Annotated in this window: 20 protein-coding genes; 11 read left to right on the forward strand and 9 right to left on the reverse strand. The window is 38.8% G+C overall.

Going from position 1 to position 18,772, the window contains the following annotated elements:
* The first annotated feature begins 11 nt into the window (after positions 1–11).
* The 10 genes from AA977_RS01995 to AA977_RS02040 are packed head-to-tail and all read left to right on the forward strand — an operon-like array spanning position 12 to position 7,871.
* Complete coding sequence (locus tag AA977_RS01995; protein ID WP_064434380.1) at positions 12–1,085, forward strand: aminopeptidase; 1,074 nt, start codon at positions 12–14, stop codon at positions 1,083–1,085.
* Positions 1,085–1,573, forward strand: a complete 489-nt coding sequence (gene folK, locus AA977_RS02000) for a 2-amino-4-hydroxy-6-hydroxymethyldihydropteridine diphosphokinase (RefSeq protein ID WP_020972088.1) — start codon at positions 1,085–1,087, stop codon at positions 1,571–1,573. The genes AA977_RS01995 and folK overlap by 1 nt, the downstream gene beginning before the upstream one ends.
* Complete coding sequence (gene flhF / locus AA977_RS02005; RefSeq protein ID WP_064434381.1) at positions 1,570–2,943, forward strand: flagellar biosynthesis GTPase FlhF; 1,374 nt, start codon at positions 1,570–1,572, stop codon at positions 2,941–2,943. The genes folK and flhF overlap by 4 nt, the downstream gene beginning before the upstream one ends.
* Positions 2,940–3,824 (forward strand): flagellum site-determining protein YlxH, encoded by an 885-nt coding sequence (ylxH, locus tag AA977_RS02010; protein ID WP_064434382.1) that lies wholly within the window; start codon positions 2,940–2,942, stop codon positions 3,822–3,824. The genes flhF and ylxH overlap by 4 nt, the downstream gene beginning before the upstream one ends.
* A 4-nt stretch (positions 3,825–3,828) precedes the next feature.
* The gene (locus AA977_RS02015) at positions 3,829–4,143 is read left to right on the forward strand and encodes a hypothetical protein (RefSeq protein WP_001265943.1); all 315 of its coding nucleotides are present in this window, start codon (positions 3,829–3,831) and stop codon (positions 4,141–4,143) included.
* On the forward strand, positions 4,121–4,897 hold the full coding sequence (locus tag AA977_RS02020; protein WP_064434383.1) for an RNA polymerase sigma factor FliA: 777 nt from the start codon (positions 4,121–4,123) through the stop codon (positions 4,895–4,897). Before AA977_RS02015 ends, AA977_RS02020 begins: the two co-directional genes overlap by 23 nt.
* Positions 4,890–5,954, forward strand: coding sequence for a flagellar motor switch protein FliM (fliM, locus tag AA977_RS02025; protein ID WP_000763576.1), 1,065 nt, complete (start codon positions 4,890–4,892; stop codon positions 5,952–5,954). Before AA977_RS02020 ends, fliM begins: the two co-directional genes overlap by 8 nt.
* Before the next feature lie 3 nt (positions 5,955–5,957).
* Entirely contained in the window at positions 5,958–6,806 is an 849-nt protein-coding gene (fliY, locus tag AA977_RS02030; protein ID WP_064434384.1) for a flagellar motor switch protein FliY, read from the forward strand.
* A gap of 28 nt (positions 6,807–6,834) precedes the next feature.
* On the forward strand, positions 6,835–7,371 hold the full coding sequence (locus tag AA977_RS02035; protein ID WP_064434385.1) for a YhcH/YjgK/YiaL family protein: 537 nt from the start codon (positions 6,835–6,837) through the stop codon (positions 7,369–7,371).
* Positions 7,368–7,871, forward strand: a complete 504-nt coding sequence (locus AA977_RS02040; protein ID WP_033602164.1) for a DUF2147 domain-containing protein — start codon at positions 7,368–7,370, stop codon at positions 7,869–7,871. Before AA977_RS02035 ends, AA977_RS02040 begins: the two co-directional genes overlap by 4 nt.
* 21 nt (positions 7,872–7,892) lie before the next feature.
* Here the strand turns inward: AA977_RS02040 and fur are convergent, their stop codons facing one another.
* From fur to AA977_RS02060, 4 genes are all read right to left on the reverse strand, one after another.
* Complete coding sequence (gene fur / locus AA977_RS02045; protein WP_064434386.1) at positions 7,893–8,345, reverse strand: ferric iron uptake transcriptional regulator; 453 nt, start codon at positions 8,343–8,345, stop codon at positions 7,893–7,895.
* A 161-nt stretch (positions 8,346–8,506) separates the two neighbouring features.
* On the reverse strand, positions 8,507–9,682 hold the full coding sequence (locus tag AA977_RS02050; RefSeq protein WP_064434387.1) for a replication-associated recombination protein A: 1,176 nt from the start codon (positions 9,680–9,682) through the stop codon (positions 8,507–8,509).
* Positions 9,679–10,050 carry a heat shock protein transcriptional repressor HspR gene (locus AA977_RS02055; protein WP_064434388.1) on the reverse strand — a complete coding sequence of 124 codons (372 nt, stop codon included), beginning with the start codon at positions 10,048–10,050 and terminating at the stop codon, positions 9,679–9,681. Before AA977_RS02055 ends, AA977_RS02050 begins: the two co-directional genes overlap by 4 nt.
* 9 nt (positions 10,051–10,059) lie before the next feature.
* Positions 10,060–10,926: a DnaJ C-terminal domain-containing protein gene (locus AA977_RS02060; RefSeq protein ID WP_064434389.1), complete on the reverse strand. Its 867-nt coding sequence runs from the start codon at positions 10,924–10,926 to the stop codon at positions 10,060–10,062.
* Positions 10,927–11,093: 167 nt separating this feature from the next.
* Between AA977_RS02060 and AA977_RS02065 the strand changes: the two genes are divergently transcribed.
* Entirely contained in the window at positions 11,094–12,344 is a 1,251-nt protein-coding gene (locus AA977_RS02065) for a hypothetical protein (RefSeq protein ID WP_064434390.1), read from the forward strand.
* Positions 12,345–12,545: 201 nt separating this feature from the next.
* On the opposite strand, the gene AA977_RS02070 is transcribed toward AA977_RS02065, so the two are convergent.
* The 5 genes from AA977_RS02070 to AA977_RS02090 form a co-directional block, all read right to left on the reverse strand.
* Positions 12,546–13,418, reverse strand: coding sequence for a 5'-3' exonuclease (locus tag AA977_RS02070; protein ID WP_064434391.1), 873 nt, complete (start codon positions 13,416–13,418; stop codon positions 12,546–12,548).
* A gap of 234 nt (positions 13,419–13,652) precedes the next feature.
* On the reverse strand, positions 13,653–14,549 hold the full coding sequence (locus AA977_RS02075) for an OriC activity response regulator (RefSeq protein WP_064434392.1): 897 nt from the start codon (positions 14,547–14,549) through the stop codon (positions 13,653–13,655).
* A gap of 20 nt (positions 14,550–14,569) precedes the next feature.
* Positions 14,570–15,790, reverse strand: a complete 1,221-nt coding sequence (locus AA977_RS02080) for a bifunctional 2-C-methyl-D-erythritol 4-phosphate cytidylyltransferase/2-C-methyl-D-erythritol 2,4-cyclodiphosphate synthase (protein WP_064434393.1) — start codon at positions 15,788–15,790, stop codon at positions 14,570–14,572.
* 23 nt (positions 15,791–15,813) lie between these two features.
* Entirely contained in the window at positions 15,814–17,244 is a 1,431-nt protein-coding gene (locus AA977_RS02085) for a Do family serine endopeptidase (protein WP_064434394.1), read from the reverse strand.
* A gap of 43 nt (positions 17,245–17,287) precedes the next feature.
* Positions 17,288–18,715, reverse strand: a complete 1,428-nt coding sequence (locus AA977_RS02090; RefSeq protein ID WP_064434395.1) for an amino acid permease — start codon at positions 18,713–18,715, stop codon at positions 17,288–17,290.
* Between the last annotated feature and the right edge of the window lie 57 nt (positions 18,716–18,772).

Consider the following 18,772-nt stretch of genomic DNA (forward strand, 5'->3'; position numbering starts at 1 on the left):
GGGGGTTATCAATGAGAGAATTAGAGAGAGAATCGCATTTCACGCTTGATGAAAATGCGATGTTTTTTGAGTGCGCTTATAGTTGCGATAACGCTTTGTTTTTGCAATTGGACGATCGCTCGTTTTTTATCACTGATTCTCGCTACACTCAAGAAGCTAGAGAAAGCGTTCAGCCTAAAAATGGCGTTTTAGCGGAAGTGATAGAGTCTAGCGATTTAGTGCAAAGCGCGATTGATTTGATTGTCAAAAGTTCTGTTAAAAAGCTCTTTTTTGATCCTAATCAAGTGAATTTACAAACCTATAAGCGTTTGGATTCAGCGATTGGCGCTAAGACTACCTTAGAGGGCGTGCCTAGTTACCACCGCAAAAAACGCATCATCAAAAACGAGCATGAGATTAAACTCCTCAAAAAATCTCAAGCCTTGAATGTTGAAGCTTTTGAAAATTTTGCCGAGTATGTGAAGAAGATTTTTGATGAAAAAGAGTCCTTGAGCGAGCGGTATTTGCAGCATAAAGTTAAAGACTTTTTGACGAAAGAAGGGGTTTATGATTTGAGTTTTGAACCCATTTTAGCCTTGAATGCGAATGCGAGCAAACCTCATGCCTTGCCTAGCGCTAAGGATTTTTTAAAAGCGGAGCATAGCATTCTTTTGGATATGGGGATCAAATACGAGCGTTATTGCTCTGATAGGACTCGCACAGCTTTTTTTGACCCAAAAGACTTTGTGTTCAAAAGGGAGCAAAGTTTTAAGGATAAAGAGCGTCAAAAGATTTATGATATTGTCAAAGAAGCGCAAGAAAAGGCTATTTCAGGCATTAGAGCGGGCATGACCGGTAAAGAAGCGGACGGCTTGGCTAGGGGGGTGATTAGCGAGTATGGTTATGGGCAGTATTTCACTCACAGCACTGGGCATGGCATTGGTTTAGACATTCATGAGCTCCCTTATATTTCATCGCGCAGTGAAACCATTTTAGAAGAAGGCATGGTGTTTTCTGTGGAGCCTGGGATTTATATCCCTGGATTTTTTGGGGTGCGCATTGAAGATTTAGTGGTGATTAAAAATTCTAGGGCTGAGCTTTTGTGATGCGAGAGATCCTGACTAGCCGCTTTTTCCCTAGCCTTTTTAAAAAAAGGCTTGATTTTTCTAACAGAGTGGTTTTAGGGTTGGGATCTAATCTTAAAAATCCTTTAAAAATATTAAAAAATTGTTTTTTATATTTTAAAAATCATAGCAAAATCGGGAAAATTTTTTCTTCGCCCGTTTATGTGAATCCGCCCTTTGGCTATGTTAAGCAACCTGATTTTTATAACGCTACGATTATCCTTAGGACATGTTTAAATTTGCGAGAGTTTTTTGCTTTGGTTTTTTATATAGAGAGGCGTTTTGGCCGTGCAAGGAAGCGCGATTTTAAAGACGCTCCAAGAACTTTGGATATTGATATTATCGCTTTCAATCAAGTCGTTTTAAGACAAAATGATTTGACTTTACCTCATCCTAAATGGAGTGAAAGGGATTCGGTGTTAGTGCCTTTAACTTTGCAACAAATGCTTTTTAAAAAAGGGGAGTGGTGAAATTCTATACCTATAGTGGGGAGACGGCCGCTGAGGCTTTAAAGATCGCTCAAAGCCACCATGGGGTGGATACGCTAGTGTTTAAAACCCAAGAAATCCGTAAAAAAACGCTCACTTCTTCTGGGCTTTATGAAATCGTTGTGGCGGTTGAAGAAGAAGGAAACAAGCCCCCTAAAGCCCCCCTTATCCCGGAGAGTTTGTATGATGAAGAATTGAGTGAAGAAGATGTGGTGATGCAACTTTCAAACACTGTGGAAGAAATGCGCAAACTCGCCGGGGTTTCATCCAGTCAGCGCCATTATACTTTTTCAAAAAATAAGACTCCTTTAGAAAAAGACGCCCCGTTAGAAGATGCGCCTTTAGAGGCCAGTAAGCAAGACGCTTTATTGCAAGCCTTAAAAGATGAAGCCGACTATAAAAAAGAAAGAAAAGAAAAAGAGATTAAACAAGAAGAAGAAATTAAAGACATTAATTTGCAATTAAGCAAAATTAGAGACAGCCTGAAACTCATTCAAAACATGTTTTGGGATGAGAAAAACCCAAACTCTGTCAATATCCCTCAAGAATTTGCCGAAATTTACAAACTGGCCAAACAAAGCGGGATGAAACCCAGCCATTTAGATGAAATCATGCAATTAAGCCTGGAATTGATGCCTTTACGCATGAGGGAAAATTCCGTAACGATCAAGCGCTATTTTAGAGAAGTGTTGCGTAAAATGATCTTGTGCCGCCCTGAAGATTTGAATCTAAGGCAAAAACGCATTTTAATGCTTGTAGGGCCAACAGGCGTGGGGAAAACGACAACTCTAGCCAAACTAGCTGCACGCTATTCTAGGATGCTGGCTAAAAAATACAAGGTGGGCATTATCACTTTGGATAATTATCGCATTGGGGCTTTGGAGCAATTAAGTTGGTATGCTAATAAAATGAAAATGAGTATAGAAGCCGTGATTGATGCAAAAGATTTTGCTAAAGAAATTGAAGCGTTGGAATATTGCGATTTTATTTTAGTGGATACGACAGGGCATTCGCAATACGATAAGGAAAAAATCGCTGGGTTGAAGGAATTTATAGATGGGGGTTATAATATTGATGTGTCTTTAGTGCTTTCTGTAACCACGAAATACGAAGACATGAAAGATATTTATGATTCTTTTGGGGTGTTAGGGATTGACACTTTAATTTTTACTAAATTAGATGAGAGCAGGGGGTTAGGGAATTTGTTTTCTTTAGTTCATGAGAGCCAAAAGCCTATCAGTTATCTTTCTATCGGGCAAGAAGTGCCTATGGATTTGAAAGTGGCGACTAATGAATATTTAGTGGATTGCATGCTAGATGGCTTTAATAACCCTAATAAGGAACAAGCATGAACAATCAAGCGAGCCGCTTAGATAATTTGATGAACGCTAAAAACCCTAAAAGTTTTTTTGAAAATAAGGGGAATACTAAATTCATCGCTATCACAAGCGGTAAGGGAGGCGTGGGAAAATCCAATATTAGCGCTAATTTAGCTTATTCTTTATACAAAAAAGGTTATAAGGTGGGGGTGTTTGATGCGGATATTGGTTTGGCGAATTTAGATGTCATTTTTGGGGTGAAAACCCATAAAAATATTTTGCATGCCCTAAAAGGTGAAGCCAAATTGCAAGAAATTATTTGTGAAATTGAACCCGGGCTTTGCTTAATCCCTGGGGATAGCGGCGAAGAAATTTTAAAATACATCAGCGGTGCAGAAGCTTTGGATCAGTTCGTAGATGAAGAGGGGGTTTTAAGCTCTTTGGATTATATTGTGGTTGATACGGGTGCGGGGATTGGAGCCACGACTCAAGCGTTTTTGAATGCGAGCGATTGCGTGGTCATTATCACCACGCCAGATCCTTCAGCGATTACAGATGCGTATGCATGCATTAAAATCAACTCCAAAAATAAAGATGAATTGTTTCTTATCGCTAACATGGTAGCCCAACCCAAAGAAGGCAGGGCGACTTATGAAAGGCTATTTAAGGTGGCTAAAAACAATATCGCTTCATTAGAATTGCACTACTTAGGGGCGATTGAAAACAGCTCCTTATTGAAACGCTATGTGAGAGAGCGAAAGATTTTGAGAAAAATAGCCCCTAATGATTTGTTTTCGCAATCCATTGACCAGATAGCGAGCCTTTTAGTTTCTAAACTAGAAACCGGCGCTTTAGAAATACCAAAAGAAGGGTTGAAAAGCTTTTTTAAAAGGCTTTTAAAGTATTTGGGGTAGACTGATGAGAGTTCAAAATTTTATCCATTTTTCGGTTGTGGTGGGGTTTTTTTTAGGGCTAGTGTTTTCGGTGTTGAAATTCAATGAGCCAGAGAGCATTTTATTATGGACGGTGTTATCCACGCTTGGGGGATACTTGATTGCGTTGTTGTTTGCGTCTATTTTTATCGCTTGCACGGATTTAGATATTTGTCTTTTTGACAAAAAAGGCACTGAAGAGAGCTTGCTTCGTTTCAACCATGAATTTAAAAACAGAGAAAAAGAAGTGGCTAGTATTTTAAATTACATTAGAAATTATGATTTTGACGATGGAAAATAGAATGCCCCAAGAAATCCAACAAATTGAACCAAGCGAAAAAAGCGAAAAAAATATAGAAAAGGTTTTGAACGCTTATGACAAGCAACAACACCACCATCAAGACGCGCTCGCTATCCAATATCTACCGGCCGTGCGCACGATGGCGTTTCGCTTAAAGGAGCGTTTACCCAGCTCTATTGATTTTAACGACCTTGTTTCTATCGGCACTGAAGAATTAATCAAACTAGCCAGGCGTTATGAGAGCGCGTTGAATGACTCTTTTTGGGGGTATGCAAAAACTCGTGTCAATGGGGCGATGTTAGATTATTTGCGCTCTTTAGATGTGATCTCTCGCTCTAACAGGAAGCTCATTAAAAGCATTGATTTTGAGATTACCAAATACCTTAATGAGCATGGGAAAGAGCCTAGCGATGAGTATTTAGCAAAAGCTTTAGGCGAAAATATTGAAAAGATTAGAGAAGCCAAAACCGCTTCAGATATTTATGCGTTAGTGCCTATAGATGAGCAATTCAATGCGATTGAACAAGATGAAATCACTAAAAAGATTGAAGCAGAAGAATTATTAGAGCATGTCCAAAAAGTGTTGAATCAAATGAGCGAGAGGGAGCAAATGCTTATCCAGCTTTATTACTTTGAAGAGTTGAATTTGAGCGAGATTAAAGAAATTTTAGGGATTACGGAATCGCGCATTTCTCAAATTATTAAAGAAGTGATAAAAAAGGTGCGCCAATCTTTAGGAGCTAGTCATGGCTGATATTTTAAGCCAAGAAGAAATTGATGCGCTTTTAGAGGTCGTTGATGAAAATGTGGATATTCAAAATGTCCAAAAAAAAGATATTATCCCGCAGCGTAGCGTTACCCTCTATGATTTCAAACGCCCTAATCGTGTGAGTAAGGAGCAGTTGCGTTCTTTTAGGAGTATCCATGATAAAATGGCTAGGAATCTCTCCAGTCAAGTTTCTTCTATCATGCGTTCTATTGTGGAGATCCAGCTCCATAGCGTGGATCAAATGACTTATGGGGAATTTTTGATGAGCTTGCCTAGCCCTACAAGTTTTAATGTCTTTTCCATGAAGCCTATGGGAGGGACGGGGGTTTTAGAAATCAACCCTAGCATCGCTTTCCCTATGATTGACAGGTTGTTAGGGGGTAAGGGGAGCGCATATGATCAAAACAGAGAGTTTAGCGATATTGAATTGAATTTGTTGGATACGATTTTACGCCAAGTGATGCAAATTTTAAAAGAAGTGTGGTCGCCTGTGGTGGAAATGTTCCCCACGATTGACGCTAAAGAGTCCAGCGCGAATGTGGTTCAAATCGTCGCTCAAAATGAAATTTCTATCATGGTAGTCTTAGAAATCATTATCGGGCATAGCCGTGGGATGATGAATATTTGCTACCCGGTGATTTCCATTGAAAGCATTCTTTCTAAAATGGGGAGTAGGGATTTAATGCTTTCAGAAACCAACTCCAAAAAGAGCCGTAACAAGGAATTGCAAGCGCTATTAAGCGGGGTGAGCGTGGATATGATCGTGTTTTTAGGAGCGGTGGAATTGAGCTTGAAAGAAATGTTGGATCTAGATGTGGGGGATACTATCCGTTTGAATAAAATCGCCAATGACGAAGTGAGCGTGTATGTGCATAAAAAAAAGCGTTATTTAGCGAGCGTGGGGTTTCAAGGGTATAGGAAAACCATTCAAATTAAAGAGGTGGTTTATAGCGAAAAAGAGCGCACTAAAGAGATTTTAGAAATGTTAGAAGAACAGCGCAGAGGCAAAGTGGGCGATATTATGAAGATAGAAGAAGAGTGAGCGATGCAAGATTTTATTAAGATTTTTATTCAAGAGGTTGTCTCTACTTTAGAAGGGTTAGTGGGCAAAGCCCCGAGCGTAGGGTTAGAAAAAGAGGTTTCTAATGATGAAGAAGCGAATTTAATCAGCGCGCCTTATGCAAGGGTAATGATTAGCGCGATTGATAAAAGCGAGAGCCATATTGAATTGCTAGCTCCTGTGGGCTTAGTAACTGCTTTAAGCGATTTGATGCTAGGAGGTGAGGGGGCTAGTAAGGAAGAAATGGATAATGACGATTTGGACGCATTCAAGGAAATGGCTTCCAATATTTTTGGAGCGATCGCTACCAGTTTAAAATCTCAAGAATTGCTCCCTAAACTCAATTTCACCACCACAAACGCCGAAATTGCTAAAGATCTTCCTAAAAAAGAAGATTACACTAAGGCGATGGTGTTTTCTTTTAAAATGGAAGCCCTAAAAGAAAGTCAAATGATTTTATTGGTTACTTCAGCTTTTGAAAGCCAATTTGAAACTAAAAAAGAGCCAGAAAGCATAGAGAGCGCTACTGAAGAAACCAAAACCCACGATGCGTCTTTAGAAAATATAGAAATCCGCAACATTAGCATGCTTTTAGACGTGAAATTGAATGTTAAGGTGCGTATCGGTCAAAAAAAGATGATTTTAAAAGATGTGGTTTCTATGGATATAGGGAGCGTGGTGGAGTTGGATCAATTGGTGAATGACCCTTTAGAAATCCTTGTAGATGACAAGGTGATCGCTAAAGGCGAAGTGGTGATCGTGGATGGGAATTTTGGCATTCAAATCACGGATATTGGCACTAAAAAAGAACGCTTAGAGCAACTGAAAAATTAAACCATTTTAGAGTCAAAAAGGAAGGATTATGGCTATTTTTGGGGAATTAAGCTCGCTTGGGCATTTGTTTAAAAAAACGCAAGAATTAGAAATTTTGCATGCGTATTTGCATGATGTGATGCAAAAAGAGAGCAAGGCTTATCAAAGGGTTTTAAACCTCGCTCCTAATACAGAATTTCAAGTGCCTTTAGGGCATGGTATGTTTAGCATAGAGCAAAGCTATTGTTTAGAGCATGCCAAAGAGAGCGAGAAAGGTTTTTTTGAAAGCCACCGGCAATATGTGGATTTCCAATTGATTGTCAAGGGCATTGAGGGGGCTAAAGTGGTGGATACAAAAAAGGCTATCCTTAAAACCCCTTATGATGAAAAAAGAGATTTGATCGTTTATGAGCCGGTCAAAGAGACTTCTTTTTTGCGTTTAGATGCAGGCATGCTGGCTGTCTTTTTTGAAAGCGATGTGCATGCGTTGAGGTTTTATGGAGAGTCTTTTGAAAAATACAAGACAGATCCGATTTTTAAAGCGGTCGTTAAAGCGCCTAAAGGATTGATCAAGTTAAAATTATGAAATTGATGAATCTTATTATAATATTAATTTTTTGTCGTTTTTTAGGGGCTGTGGAGTTGCCTGGAATTTATCAAACTCAGGAATTTCTATACATGAAAAGCTCTTTTGTAGAGTTTTTTGAGCATAATGGGAAATTCTATGCTTATGGTATTTCTGATGTGGATGGCTCTAAAGCTAAAAAAGACAAGTTGAATCCTAATCCAAAGTTAAGGAATCGCAGCGATAAAGGCGTGGTGTTTTTAAGCGATTTGATTAAAGTTGGCGAAAGATCTTATAAAGGCGGTAAGGCGTATAATTTTTATGATGGCAAAACCTACTATGTGAGGGTTACTCAAAATTCAAATGGGGATTTAGAATTCACTTCAAGCTATGACAGATGGGGGTATGTCGGCAAGACTTTCACTTGGAAGCGCCTGAGCGATGAAGAAATCAAAAATCTAAAGCTCAAGCGTTTTAACCTGAACGAAGTCCTTAAAACCATTAAGGATAGCCCTATCTAAGCTTTAACTTCTTTAAAATCTTTAATTTTCACTCTCTTGGCATTCTTTGCACCACACAAACATTTTCATGTCATGGCTGATGAGCTTGGCTTGATATTTTTTAACGACTTCATTCTGGCGGAGTTCAATTTCAGGGTCAGCAAATTCAATGATCTTACCGCAATGCAAACAAATGATGTGATCATGGTGTTCTTTAGCGGCAATTTCATAACGCCGGCCGCTTTTTGAAGTCTCCAAAACACAAATAAAATTTTCTTTTTCTAAGAAATTTAAAATGCGATACACCGAAGAAATGCTAGTGTTTTTGTCTTTTTGGCGGATAGAATGCGTGATTTCTTCAGGGCTTAAATGCGTGCCGCTGCGATACAAAACGCTCACCACTTCTTCTCGTTGTTTTGAATTTTTGAGTCCGTTTCTTTTGATAGACATCCTCAAGCGCTCTAAAATGGATTCTAGAGTTTCTAATCTTTTCATGTTCAATTTCTTCCTTATTTCGTAAAATGATTTTCATAACTGAAGTATTATCATACAATAATAATGCGATTAAACATAGATAAAACTCATTATTATTTTAATTTAATCAAAAAATGTTGTTTTTTTATTACCATTGTCGCATTTTTATGTAACTTATAAGATTAATTTCTTATTTTATCAAGCCATTCTAAAAGGGTTTTTTCAAACCCTATGCCTTGAGAAGAAACCAAATTCAAAGGTTTTTCCAAATAGTCTTGTTTGACATAGCCGTTATAATCGTGTGGGTAAAGGTAATCTTTAGAATCAGGCAATAAGTGTTTAGGAATGGGATAGAGCAAGCCTTTTTGAACGCATTCTAAAGCCTGATTGATCGCTTTATAAGCCGTGTTAGATTTGGGCGAACAAGCCAAATAAATCACGCACTGGCTTAAAATGATGCGCGCTTCAGGGTAGCCGATTTGTTTGACTGAAAACAAGCAAGAAGCGGCTAAATTAAGGGCGTTTGGGTTGGCGTTACCAATATCTTCGCTCGCAAAAATCACCAGCCTTCTGGCGATAAATTCCGGGTTTTCCCCGCCAGCAATCAAGCGCGCCAGATAATAGATGGAAGCGTTTTCATCGCTCCCTCTTAAAGATTTGATTAAAGCGCTAGTGAGGTTATAATGCGTATCATCGCTATAAGATCCATCATTTAGGCTATGGGACCGTAAGGATTGTAGCGTTTTTAAAGTGATAGGATTTTCTATTTTAGCGCTCAAATCTAAAAGGTTTAATAACGCTCTAGCATCGCCGGCGCTGTTGTTTAAAAGATAGGTTTTAGCGCTAGGCTCTATTTGTTTGTTTAACAATATTAAAGCTTTAGAACAAAGTTTGTCTAAATCGCTTTTTTTTAAGGGGGTCAATTCAAAAATAAAACTTCTTGAGCGGATCGCATGGCTTAGGCTGTAATTGGGATCTTGCGTGCTAGCCCCTAAGATTAGAGCGTGATCTTTTTCCATAATGGGGAGCAAAAATTCTTGTTGGGTTTTATTCAATCTGTGGGTTTCATCAATAAAAATAACGGGTTTTAAAAGGGCGTGTTGGTAATTTTTAAGCTTAAGGCGCAAATCATCAAGCTTGAAATCCGTTGCATTAAACGAAAGAATGGGGCGCTCTAGCGAATGGGCGATGATTTGGGCTAAGCTTGTTTTACCCACGCCTGGAGGGCCATAGAAAAAGGCATGGGGGAAGTGTTTGGATTGTAGGGCTTTAAATAGGGGAGCGTCTTTTCCTACTAAATGCTCTTGACCTAAAAAATCTTCTAATCTTTTGGGGTTTAAAAGTGCACTCAAACTCATTTTTTAAACAGAATCAATTCATAAAAATTAGTGGGGGTGCTTAAATTTTTCGTTGGGGTTTTGTTGTTTTTAGAGTGTTTGTGGAGAGCGTCTTGCAATTCCTTGTTGAGATCGTCCAATTCATCAAGCTTTTCTTTTAGGCGCAAAATAATATCCACGCCCGCTAAATTTACCCCCATATCCCTTGTAAGGCGTAAAATCGTTTTGATTTTATCCATGTCTCGCTGAGAATACAAACGCATTTTCCCATCAGTCCTGCTAGGCTCTATCAAACCCTCTTTTTCATACTGGCGTAAGGTTTGTGGGTGCACGCCTAAAATTTTAGCCACAACGCTGATCAAATAAAGCGGTTCATCATAATCACACATCATCTGTCCTTACAATTCTTTTTCCAATAACGCTTTCAACTCATTAGAAAGCGTTTCAACTTTAGGCAAGATCAAACGAGCTTGTAAATACAAATCCCCCACATGCGAAGTTTTTCTGTTTTTGATCCCTTTGTCTTTAATGCGGAATTTTTGCATGGCTTTGGTGTTAGGGGGAATGGTTAAAGTTAAAGTTTTATGCCAGGTAGCGATTTCAATTTTACCCCCAAAAAGAGCCGTTTTTAAGGGCAAATCAAAGACTTGGATAATATCATCTTTCTCGCGCTTATAAACTTCATCTTCTTCAATATGGATTTGCAAGAGCAAATCGCCTTTGCCTGTTCGCCCCATTTTCCCTTTATTGCGAACCCTAATCTTTTCGCCCTCTTCCACACCGATAGGGATTTTAAGGCTAAAACTCTCATTATTAATATTCACTTGTTTTTTATTGCCTAAAAGGGTGTCTAAAACAGAAACGTTTAAAGTGGCGCTCAAATCTAAATTTTCAGGAGCGAAATTGGAAAAATTAAAGCCAGAAAAGCCTTGCGAGTTTTGAGAAAACCTTTGCGAAAAGCCCCCTCTCCCAAAAATAGAGCTTAAAATATCGTCTAAATCTTCACTAGGACCACGGCTTCTAGCAAAATCGCTGAAATTTTGCCCGCCAAACATGTTATCGCCAAATTGATCGTATTGGCGGCGTTTTTCTTCGTCGCTTAAAATTTCATAAGCGGCGTTGATTTCTTTGAATTTTTCTTCGGCTTCTTTGGTTTTGTTCAAATCTGGGTGGTATTGTCTGGCTAAGCGGCGGTAGGATTTTTTGATTTCATCTTGGCTGGCGTTTTCGCTCACGTTTAAAGTTTGGTATAAACTCTTACTCATGGATCACCTTTAAAATAGTTTTATTAGAATACTATCATAAATCTTTAGTGTTAGTCAATCAAGTTTATTGATAATGTTTAGTAGCGATCAAGATTTTAACCCCATTTCAGTGCAATTAAAAGGATTTTTCATTAAAATATTAGGTTTAAATCCACGATGAGTTTTTAATGCAAGATAAGAAAAATAAGAAAAGATATTATCATTTGGCGTTATGGATCCTTTTTTTAAATGGTCTGTCTTTGAAAGCCTTAGAGATTGCAGTCAAACCTTTTGGCTATCTGGGGCTATTGTATAATCAAGGGACGCAAAAAAATCCCCATAGCTATGTGGGGGCTTTGGCGCGCCTTGGAGTGGATTTTTCTTATAGTAATGGGTGGTCCTTTGGTATTGGGGCTATTGGGGCTTGGAATATTTATAACAAACAGCGTTTGGCCAACCTCTACATTAGTCTGGGGAATTTTTTTGGTAGTTCTAAGAACGTGAAACCTTACTTGAGTGCTGGCGATGTTTCAGATGCATACCTCCAATACGCTAACCAACGCTTTAAAATCGCTTTGGGGCGTTTCAATACCGATTTTGTGGATTTTGATTGGATAGGGGGCAATATTCAAGGGGTCTCTGTGGCTTTTAAGCAAAATTCCATGCGTTATTTTGGGATTTTTATGGATAGCATGCTTTATAATGGGCATCAAATCAATAAAGAGCAAGGCAATCGGATCGCTACTTCCCTAAACGCTCTAGCGTCGTATGATCCTGTGTCTAAACGCTTGTATGTTGGGGGAGAAGTGTTTGCTTTGGGGGCAGAATACAAGCATGAAAATTTTAAATTTATCCCTTTTATTTTAATGGACACTCGCTTGCCTTTGCCCACTCAAAATGTTTTAGTCCAAGTGGGGGGTAAGTTGGAGTATGACGCTTCTCTAGCTAGGGGCTTCACTTCGCACACCCTAGTGCATGGCATGTATCAATACGGCAACACTGACGCTGTTACGAGCGCTAAAAATGCCGGCCTGTTTTTGATCGATCAAACTTTTAAATACAAAATTTTTAATTTTGGAACGGGTTTTTATATCGTTCCCGCAAGAAACAATAAGGGCTATTTATGGACTTTTAACGATCGGACTAAATTCTATGGCCGTGGGATCAACGCGCCCGGTGTGCCAGCGATTTATTTTGCTAACTCCAGCATTTCAGGCTATGTTTTTGGTGGGCTTAAAACTAAAAGGGTGCGTTTAGATGCGATGGTCGCTTTTGGGGATTATCAAGAATATTCTTTAATGAGTAGTTTTAGGGTTTGGGCTTATAGGAGTTTGTCTTTTGATATGGGTGGGGGGTATGTGTATGCTTATAATTCCAAAGCCACGAGAAAAAGTCTTGGAAACAGCTCTTTTGTCTTTTTTGGGAAGTTTTTGTTTTAAAATGCTTAAAGTATTTTTTTAAGATTAAATAATAGAGAGCTTGCAAAAAAGCGAGCGGTAATTTTTAAGCGTTCTAGGGGGTTAGGAGAATTTTAAGAGAGTGGGGAATGATTTCAAAACACCCCCTTAATGCGTTTTGTCATCAAAAATATTTTTTAAAAATCAAAAAATAAAAGAGCCTAAAAGGTTTTGTGAAATGGTTTAAGAACTTCTTTTGAAATTAGGATTTTGCGGTTTTGATTTTTTAGGGAAAAAAGCTTTTTTAAACTCAGGCTCCCATAGTTTGATCACGCCATGGTGGGTCATTTGGTGCATATTGACTAAACGCATGTTTAATAGAGCTTTTTCTTTAGCTTCGCTATCGCTCAAATCTTCTTTAATTTTGAAAGCTTGAATAATCTGTTCCCACAATTCATGTTCTTTAGCGTCTTCGTTTAAAAAATCTTTATAGTTGAAGCTACCAATCCCTTTAACCCCTTTAATATTATCCCCCTTATCCCCCACAACGCATTGATAATAAGCGAAAAAATGGGCTTCTTTTTGACTCACATTGAAAAAAGCATTTGTTTTGAGATTGAAATGAGAGCCTCTATTAGAGTATAAAATATCCTTATCCATGCTGGCTATCACATAATTTTTGGGGTCTTTCTTTTTGTAAAAAGAGATAATATCATCCGCTTCATATTCAAAACAATGTTCGCCCTGGATTTTAGCCCCTTTTTTCAGGGGGTATTTTTCCACTAAAGCGATTTTTAGGGCTTTTAAAAGGGATCTAAAATCTTCATCAAATTGGTATCGTTTTTGTTTGTAATAATCGCACAGCTGGTAGCGGAAACTCTCTCTGCCTCTAGTGATAAAAAAAAGCGTTTTAGAGCAACGGGTTTTACGCATGATGGATAAAATTTGAGTGGTAAGGAAAATAACACCCACTTCTTGCAAACTATAAGTGGCAAATTTTTTAGGGAGCGTTTTATTAGAGAGCAAACGCCTAACAATATTAGGGATCACGCAATCAATATCTAGTAAAAGGGTTTTTGAATGCGTGGATCTTGTTTGGTTAAACGCCTGTCTAATGGTTAATCCTTAAATTGAATTTTTCTTTTTAAAAATTAAACTATTATAGTAAATATACAGCAAATAATAAGTTATTTTAATAATAATTAGCTCTATTCTCATTAAATAAGTTAAGTTTTAAGAGGTTATCGCTTGTTTGATGCAAGCTTTTTGAGATTTGATCTTAAAAATGTTTTTGGCATTTTTACATTTATGATTAACGCCCCACAAAAATAGGGCTTAAGAATTTCCCCATTATTTGCGAGGTAAGTTATATTTCCGGCGTTTTTCCCAAAGGCTTTTACGGCTAATGCCAAGCTTGCTGGCCAATTCTGTATCGGTGCAAGTGGAAGAAAAATGCCTGATGGCTTCTTTTTCATATTCTTGAATGGAAAGGAAAGTCGTGCTATTGTTAAACAAAGATAGGGGCTTGTTGTCGCATTCAATGCTGATAATTCTGGGAAACTCTAAAGGCTCTTTATGGGTGTAAGACAACACAATAGGGCATGAACGAGCCAATTCTAATAATTTCAATTGCTCGTCTTTTTTAAGCTCTTCTAAATGCATGATATAAAAAGGGCGTTCTAGTTTGTCTTTATTTTTGTATAGATCTTTCCAAGTGGTGTCCTTTAAGGAGAAAAAAGAAAAATCCATTTGCCTTTCTTTAGCGTATTGCAACAAATAAGCGTTTGCAAGCTCTTGAGAGAGCGTGTGGATGATAAAGGGCGGTCTGTAAGAAAAATCTCTAGGCAAGGGCAATTCCGCATGGATAAAATCCAAATAATTTTCATAAAATCCAAGGCGAGCGGTCATTTCTTGGTAGGCTTTGTGGTATTGGATCTTACGCAACAATTCATCCATTTTAAAAGGCTTTAAAATGTAATCTCTCGCTCCCGCTTGAATGGGTTTATTCACGCCGTCTTCATTGACATGCGAAGCCATCATGATGATGATTTGCTTGGAATTATAACGCACAAAATGTTCGCAACGCCCTTGAGTGCAAACTTTAGAGGAAACTAAAATCACATCATAAGGCTCTTTGTTTTCTTCTGAAATGCTAGAGATGATCTCGCAAAAATGCCCTAAATCATGCAAATTATGAGAGATACTCCTAGCTAACGCTAAATCATCTTCAATGATTAAGATTTTCATCAATTATTCCTTTATCGCATTTAAAGTTTTTGTTTGTAACGCATGCTCGCATGCGCTTGGACTAACAGCCCTTCTTGTTTTCCAATGAATCCCATTTTTTCCATAGTGGTGGCTTTTAAGCTGATTTGAGATTTTTCTAAACCTAAAAGTTGGCTCAAGCTCTCTAAAATCACCGGTTTGTAAGGGGTGATTTTAGGGATCTCGCTAAAGATAGTCGCCCCCATTTCAAACAATTCAAATCCAATGCTTTGCGAAAAATCCAACACGATTTTTAAAAGCTCTTTAGAAGAAGCGTTTTTGTATTTAGGGTCATTATCAGGGAACCATTCGCCAATATCCCCCCCTTTAATCGCCCCTAAAATCGCATCAATAACTGCATGCAACAAAGCATCGCCATCGCTATGAGCCTTTAAGCCAAACTCACAATCCAAAACAACCCCCCCTAAAACCATGGGCTTGTCTTTAATAAAAGCATGCGTATCAAAGCCCATGCCGATGAAAGTGTCCTTTGCCGGGTTGAAAAAAGGCGTGAAAACTTTTAAATCACCGCTTGTGGTGAGTTTGTGCAAATCTTTACTGCCTTCAATATAGCTCACCAAATCCGGGAAAATTTGTAAAATCGCGCTGCTTTCATCTTTAAAATCCCCTTGTTTTAGGGCTAGTTGGAGCGTTTTAGTGTGGCTTAATTGCGGGGTTTGAATGAGTTTGATCGCTTCTCTGTCTAAAACTTCATTATAATAGATCGCCGTATCATAGCAAGGCAAGTAAGGGGCGATGCAATAATGGTTCGTGTTTTGAAGGGTTAGAAACAAATTTTTAAGCATTTCCATATTGGCTAAACCTCTAGCCACATCGCTTGTGAGCGTGTAAGCACTATCAATTATTTTTAAAGCGTTGCACACGGATTCTTGGCGCGACGCCCCACCTTTCACAAGCTTGATTTGGGGGTAATGGCGTTTGATATAAGTATAGTCTAGCTCACTCACGACTAAAATAACTTCCTTAAAGTCTAGGGCTTCTCTAAAACTCTCATAAACGCTGAGCCATAAGGGGGTATGATGAGAACGCAACCACTGCTTTTTAATCGTGCGAGAAAAACGCTTAGACTCCCCAGCAGCAAGCAAGATAACACTCGTTTGTTTGATGAGCGTTTCTAGCGTTTCTTTAGTTTCAAAAGGGTCTTCTTCCAAATTTTCTAAAGAAAGGTTAAAAGCTTCCCCATTCACTCTAATCAAAGACATGCGACTAACAACCCACCCCTAAGTTACTTCACTAAAATCAGTCTGTAACCTTGATTTAAATCTAAAACTAAGAATCGTTTGGGCTTGCCTTTATACTTTTCTAAAGCATGGTTAAAATCCGTAACGCTCTTGATTTCAATGTCTTCAATTCTTGTAATGATGTTACCTTGCCTAAAGCCGGCTTGCTCTGCTGGGGAATTTTCATTCACTTGAGAGACTAAAACCCCTTGAACATCATCGCTCAAACGCATGGATTTTTTGGTTTTTTGGGTTAAATCTTCTACTTGAAGCCCGTTCAATTGACCTTGCGCCCCATTTTGAGAAGAAATGGTCTCTTTTTTGTTAGGGTTTTTCCTTTCAGCTAGAGTGAGAGTGAAAACGCGTTCTTTTTTGTCCCTAATGACTTTTAAGGTTACCCTTTGATTGGGGAGCATGGAGCCGATTAGATTTCTTAATTCGTTTGAGTTTTTAACTCTTTTGCCATTGACTTCGGTGATCAAATCCCACACCAAAATCCCTGCTTTTTTAGCCGGAGAGTCTTTTTCTACGCTAATGACCACCGCCCCTTCTTTATTGTCGTAAGAATTTTGCAAATCCCCACTCACATCTTGCAAGCCCACGCCCAAGTAACCTCTTTCAATCTTGCCGGTTTTGATGAGCTGAGTTACAATGTCTTTAACCATGTTAGAAGGGATGGCAAAGCCAATGCCGTGGTTGCCTCCGGTTTTAGAGATGATAGCGGTATTAATGCCCATTAACCCTCCACGGCTGTCAATCAAAGCGCCACCGGAATTTCCAGGATTGATAGAAGCGTCTGTTTGAATGAAATTTTCATAGCTGTTAATGCCGATCCCGCTTTTATTGAGCGCTGAAACAATGCCTTGTGTAACGCTTTCACCCACACCAAAAGGATTACCGATCGCAAAAACCAAATCGCCCACTAAAATATCGTTAGAATCAGAGAATTTGATCGTGGGCAAATTGTCTTTAGTGATGCGAATCACGGCTAAATCGCTTTCAGAATCCGTGCCTACTAAAGTCGCCGAATATTCTTTATTGCTCCCTGGAATGGTTACTTTAATTTTATCCGCGCCATCAATCACATGGTTATTAGTTACAATATAACCATCTTTAGAAATGATTACGCCGCTACCCAAAGCCCTTTCCATTCTTTCTTTAGGGATCATTCCGCCCAAATCCCCAAAAAATTGTTGGAAAAAGGGGTCATTAAACACACCGCCACCTATAAAATTGTTTTTAATCTTTTTTTCAGTAGAGATATTCACCACCGCTTTAATAGAGTCCTTAATGGAGTCGTGATAAGAGTAGATCGTATCGTCTTTAGAGGGGACGCTTATGCGCTCTTTAACTTTGGGCATGTTTTGGATTTGGATATTGCCCGCATTCAAACTTAGCGCTAAAGCCAAAGAGATAAAAAGAGTTTTTTTCACCATGGTTACTTCCTTAAAATTTGCTAAACTTCAAAATAAAAAAAGATTATATCAAATCTTTTTTGTTATTTTCATTAGCTTTTTGTGTAAAATAGTATCCAATGTAACACACAATGGCAAAAACAATCGTTAAAATCATCCCGATGCGTTGATCCTTATCCATAGCAGAGCCAATCACACCGATGACACACCCTGTGATCCCTATGAGCTGCAAAAAGGGTAAAAAGGGGGCTTTATAAGGCAAATTCTCTAAAGAATGCCCGGCCTTTAAGTATTGCTTACGGAAAGAATATTGTGAGATAGACACGCTAACCCACACGATAATCACCGTGAAACTGATCACATTAATCAAAGCTTCCACCACATTTTCTTTTGCATAAATTTGGACTAAAAGCCCTATGAGAGAAAAAGAAATGGAAAAAAACATCGCATAAGTGGGCGTGCCTTGTTGGTTGAGCTTGGAAAACACTTTAAAAAACATCTTTTGTTTAGACAGCCCATAAATCATGCGGCTCGCTCCATAAAGCCCTGAATTAGCGGTAGAAAACATCGCCGTAATGATAACAGCGTTCATAATATCGGCTACATAAGGGATACCCATGCCAACAAAGGGCAAGTTAATGCGCTCCAAAACGCTCACAAAGGGGCTTTGCGTGATAGAAGAATCGCTCATGGGTAAAAAAACAGAAATGACAAACACCGAGCCTAAAAAGAAAAAGACGATCCGCCACAAGGTCGCTTTGATCGCTTTAGGCATCACTTCACTAGCGTTTTTAGTCTCTCCTACAGCCACCCCAATCACCTCTGTGCCAGTGAATGCAAAAATGACAGCGAGCATCGCGCTAAAAACCGCCGCGCTCCCGTTAGGGAAAAACCCCTTATCGCCAAAATAGAAGTTATTAAAAATAGAACTAAACCCATGCAAATAGATTTGATAGATAATCCCAATCGCGCCAATGCCTATAAAAGCGATCACCGCTAAAACTTTAATCAAACTAAAGAAAAACTCGCCTTCAGCAAAAATTTTCACCGAAAAAAAGTTTAATAAAAAAACCAATGCGATGCATAGCATAACCCAATAATGGACAGGAATACCCACAAACCAGCGTTGCATGAGCATGCCAATAGCGATATATTCTAATGCAACCGTGATCACCCAGCCAAGCCAATACATCCAAAAAACCATATAGCCTGTGCCAGGGCCTATGAATTGAGCCGCATAATCCCCAAAACTCCCCGTAGTGGGATAGACGCTCGCTAATTCGCCTAAAGAGAGCATGATGCAATAGACCACAAGCCCCCCGAAACCATAAGCGATCAAGGTCCCTAAAGGGCCAGCGCTTGCAATATTACCCCCAGTGCCTACAAAAAGCCCTGTGCCAATCGCTCCCCCAAATGCAATCATTAAGAGATGGCGCATTTTCATGTCTCTTTTAAGCTCGCCTTGTTTTTGCGTTATCTCTTGATGTTCCATGCGACACCTCCTTAAAAATAAAAATAGCTTCAATTATAACAAAAATAAAATAAAAAG

It is taken from the genome of Helicobacter pylori, from assembly GCF_001653455.1.
Lineage (GTDB): Bacteria > Campylobacterota > Campylobacteria > Campylobacterales > Helicobacteraceae > Helicobacter > Helicobacter pylori_A.

Bases quoted from the DNA above. Each gene is read 5' to 3' on its own strand.
- AA977_RS01995 (WP_064434380.1), top strand. From the start codon at position 12: ATGAGAGAATTAGAGAGAGAATCGCATTTCACGCTTGATGAAAATGCG.
- folK (WP_020972088.1), top strand. From the start codon at position 1,085: ATGCGAGAGATCCTGACTAGCCGCTTTTTCCCTAGCCTTTTTAAAAAA.
- ylxH (WP_064434382.1), top strand. From the start codon at position 2,940: ATGAACAATCAAGCGAGCCGCTTAGATAATTTGATGAACGCTAAAAAC.
- AA977_RS02015 (WP_001265943.1), top strand. From the start codon at position 3,829: ATGAGAGTTCAAAATTTTATCCATTTTTCGGTTGTGGTGGGGTTTTTT.
- AA977_RS02020 (WP_064434383.1), top strand. From the start codon at position 4,121: ATGATTTTGACGATGGAAAATAGAATGCCCCAAGAAATCCAACAAATT.
- fliM (WP_000763576.1), top strand. From the start codon at position 4,890: ATGGCTGATATTTTAAGCCAAGAAGAAATTGATGCGCTTTTAGAGGTC.
- fliY (WP_064434384.1), top strand. From the start codon at position 5,958: ATGCAAGATTTTATTAAGATTTTTATTCAAGAGGTTGTCTCTACTTTA.
- AA977_RS02035 (WP_064434385.1), top strand. From the start codon at position 6,835: ATGGCTATTTTTGGGGAATTAAGCTCGCTTGGGCATTTGTTTAAAAAA.
- AA977_RS02040 (WP_033602164.1), top strand. From the start codon at position 7,368: ATGAAATTGATGAATCTTATTATAATATTAATTTTTTGTCGTTTTTTA.
- fur (WP_064434386.1), bottom strand. From the start codon at position 8,345: ATGAAAAGATTAGAAACTCTAGAATCCATTTTAGAGCGCTTGAGGATG.
- AA977_RS02050 (WP_064434387.1), bottom strand. From the start codon at position 9,682: ATGAGTTTGAGTGCACTTTTAAACCCCAAAAGATTAGAAGATTTTTTA.
- AA977_RS02055 (WP_064434388.1), bottom strand. From the start codon at position 10,050: ATGTGTGATTATGATGAACCGCTTTATTTGATCAGCGTTGTGGCTAAA.
- AA977_RS02060 (WP_064434389.1), bottom strand. From the start codon at position 10,926: ATGAGTAAGAGTTTATACCAAACTTTAAACGTGAGCGAAAACGCCAGC.
- AA977_RS02065 (WP_064434390.1), top strand. From the start codon at position 11,094: ATGCAAGATAAGAAAAATAAGAAAAGATATTATCATTTGGCGTTATGG.
- AA977_RS02075 (WP_064434392.1), bottom strand. From the start codon at position 14,549: ATGAAAATCTTAATCATTGAAGATGATTTAGCGTTAGCTAGGAGTATC.
- AA977_RS02080 (WP_064434393.1), bottom strand. From the start codon at position 15,790: ATGTCTTTGATTAGAGTGAATGGGGAAGCTTTTAACCTTTCTTTAGAA.
- AA977_RS02085 (WP_064434394.1), bottom strand. From the start codon at position 17,244: ATGGTGAAAAAAACTCTTTTTATCTCTTTGGCTTTAGCGCTAAGTTTG.
- AA977_RS02090 (WP_064434395.1), bottom strand. From the start codon at position 18,715: ATGGAACATCAAGAGATAACGCAAAAACAAGGCGAGCTTAAAAGAGAC.